The organism is Novosphingobium sp. SG720 (assembly GCF_012275365.1).
Lineage (GTDB): Bacteria > Pseudomonadota > Alphaproteobacteria > Sphingomonadales > Sphingomonadaceae > Novosphingobium > Novosphingobium rhizosphaerae.
Window position 1 is genome coordinate 1 of sequence record NZ_JAAZQN010000021.1, and the last position, 2,278, is coordinate 2,278.

3 protein-coding genes are annotated in these 2,278 nt (G+C 65.0%); all 3 read right to left on the reverse strand.

All coding sequences use genetic code 11. The features are described 5' to 3' along the window. The coding region (locus FHW94_RS22935) for an IS66 family transposase (protein ID WP_246866376.1) at positions 1 to 1,451 on the reverse strand (1,451 nt) is incomplete at its 3' end. A gap of 115 nt (positions 1,452 to 1,566) precedes the next feature. Beyond that, positions 1,567 to 1,923 (reverse strand): IS66 family insertion sequence element accessory protein TnpB, encoded by a 357-nt coding sequence (tnpB, locus tag FHW94_RS22940; protein WP_168558150.1) that lies wholly within the window; start codon positions 1,921 to 1,923, stop codon positions 1,567 to 1,569. Beyond that, the coding region (locus FHW94_RS22945; protein ID WP_168558151.1) for a transposase at positions 1,920 to 2,278 on the reverse strand (359 nt) is incomplete at its 5' end. The genes tnpB and FHW94_RS22945, both read right to left, overlap by 4 nt.

Here is a 2,278-nt window from a genome sequence, read left to right on the forward strand (position 1 = left end):
GCCACGGCGGTCCAGGGCATGAGCTCTCCGACGGCGTTGGCTGGATGTCCGTTGGCGAGTTTGGCGAGGGTCTCTGCCAACCAAGTGTGGGGGTTCACGCCCGAGATCTTGCAATTCTCTATGAGCGTGGCGATCACCGCCCAGTTGTCGCCGCCGTCATCCGAGCCAGCGAAGAGCGCGTTTTTGCGATTGAGGGCTAAGGGCCGGATTGATCGCTCTACGGTGTTGGAATCCAGCTCGACGCGGCCATCGTCGAGGAATAGCGACAGCCCAGTCCAACGGGTCAAGGCGTAGCGGATAGCGTCGGCGAGCTTGCTCTTGGCGCTAATCTGGCGGAGCCTCGCCTCGAGATAGAGGTGCAGGTCATCGACGATGGCGCGGGCCTGTTCGGCGCGCATGGCGCGGCGCTGTTCTGCCGACGTGCCGCGAACCTGGTCTTCGATGGCATAGAGCATGGCGATGCGGCGCAGCACCTCTGCCGCGACCGTGGAGTTCTCGGCCAGTTCGTAGAATTTGCGCCGAACGTGCGACCAGCAGAACGCCAGGCTGAGCTGCTGGCCACGCTTGGCCAGCGCGGGATAACCGCTGTAGCCATCGACCTGCAGGATGCCGGAATAGCTCCCCAGGTGCGACTGGGCGCGCTCGCTCTTGCGGTCAGGCGCGTAGACGTAAGCCACCAGTGGTGGATCATCGCCGCCCCATGGCCGGTCGTCGCAGGCATAGGCCCAGAGCTGCCCTGTCTTCGTTCGTCCGCGTCCGGGATCAAGTACGGGGGCGGTGGTCTCGTCGGCAAACAGACGCTGGGATCGTCGCAGCTCTTCGAGAATGCGATCTCGCAAGGGTCGCAGATACCACGCCGCCCGGCCAACCCAATCAGCCAAGGTCGAGCGGTCGAGCTGGACGCCTTGCCGCGCGTAGATCTGGGCCTGCCGGTAAAGCGGGACATGATCGGCATACTTGGTGACCAGCACATGCGCGATCAGCGCTTCGGTGGGAATGCCACCCTCAACGATCCGCGCTGGCGCCGGTGCTTGCACGACTGCGCCCTCGCAGGAGCGGCAACCATAGCGCGGGCGCCGTGTGACCAGTACGCGGAAGCTGGCCGGCACGACATCGAGACGCTCGGCCACGTCCTCGCCGATCTGGTGGAGCGCACCACCACAGCAAGGACAGGCCTTCGCTTCAACATCGACAACCTGTTCGATCCGCTCGAGATGTGCGGGTAACGCACCGCGGTTGGCCTTGCGCGGCCGCGCGCCTCCAGCCTTGACGATAGCCGCCTCGCGCGCGGCGCGCGCCTGGCCGAGTGCGGTCTCGACATCTTCGAGGCCGAACTCGAGTTGGTCGGGATCGAGCTGCTCAGACTTGCGCCCGAACCGGTGGCGCATGAACGCGTCGATGATCGACTGGAGCCGCTCGATCTCCGCATCGGCCTCGACCTTGGCGACCATCACGTCGGTCAGCTTGCGGGACTGCTCGAGCGCGAACGCGCGGAGTGCTTCGATGTCTTCGGGCAGATCTGCTTCCACCAACATGCAGGCAGTGAATCAGCGGAAGAACCCTGCGTCAACCGGCAATCTGCGGGGCGATGGGCTTGCGTCCACCGTGCACCCGGCGCCAATCCAGACCTTCGAGCAAAGCCCCCAATTGTGCGGAAGTCAGCCGCATCACGCCGTCCTGGATCGCCGGCCACTTGAAGCCGCCGGACTCCAGCTTCTTGGCCATCAGGCACAGCCCGGTGCCGTCCCACCAGACCAGTTTGACACGGTCTGACCGCTTGGCCCGGAACACGTAGATCACACCAGAAAAAGGATCGCCGCCATATTTAGCGCCCACCAGCGCGGCCAAAGCGTCGGGTCCCTTGCGGAAGTCTACCGGACGCGTTGCCACCATCACGCGCGCGCCAGGCCCAATCCCGATCATGGGCGGTCTTCAGCCTTGGCACCCCGCAGCGCATGTATGACAGCCACGGCCAGATCAGTTCGCACGGCCTGCCCGATCCGGACGAGGGCGCCGGCAATCTCGATCTCTACCATCCCATCGGCTGACGTACACGCTGGTGCCGGCGCCTTTTCCAGAACCGGTACGAACATGGGATCCGGGTGCGGCGGCAACTGGCGGGCCTCAACCGCATAACGCAATTCGCGCCGCCATGTGTAGAGGAGCGACGTGCTGACATCGCGCTCCCGCGAAAACGCGGCAATGTTGCCACTGCGCTCCATCTCCGCAACCAGCGCCAGCTTCTCTTCCAGCGTCCAGGTCCGGCGCCGGCCGGTCG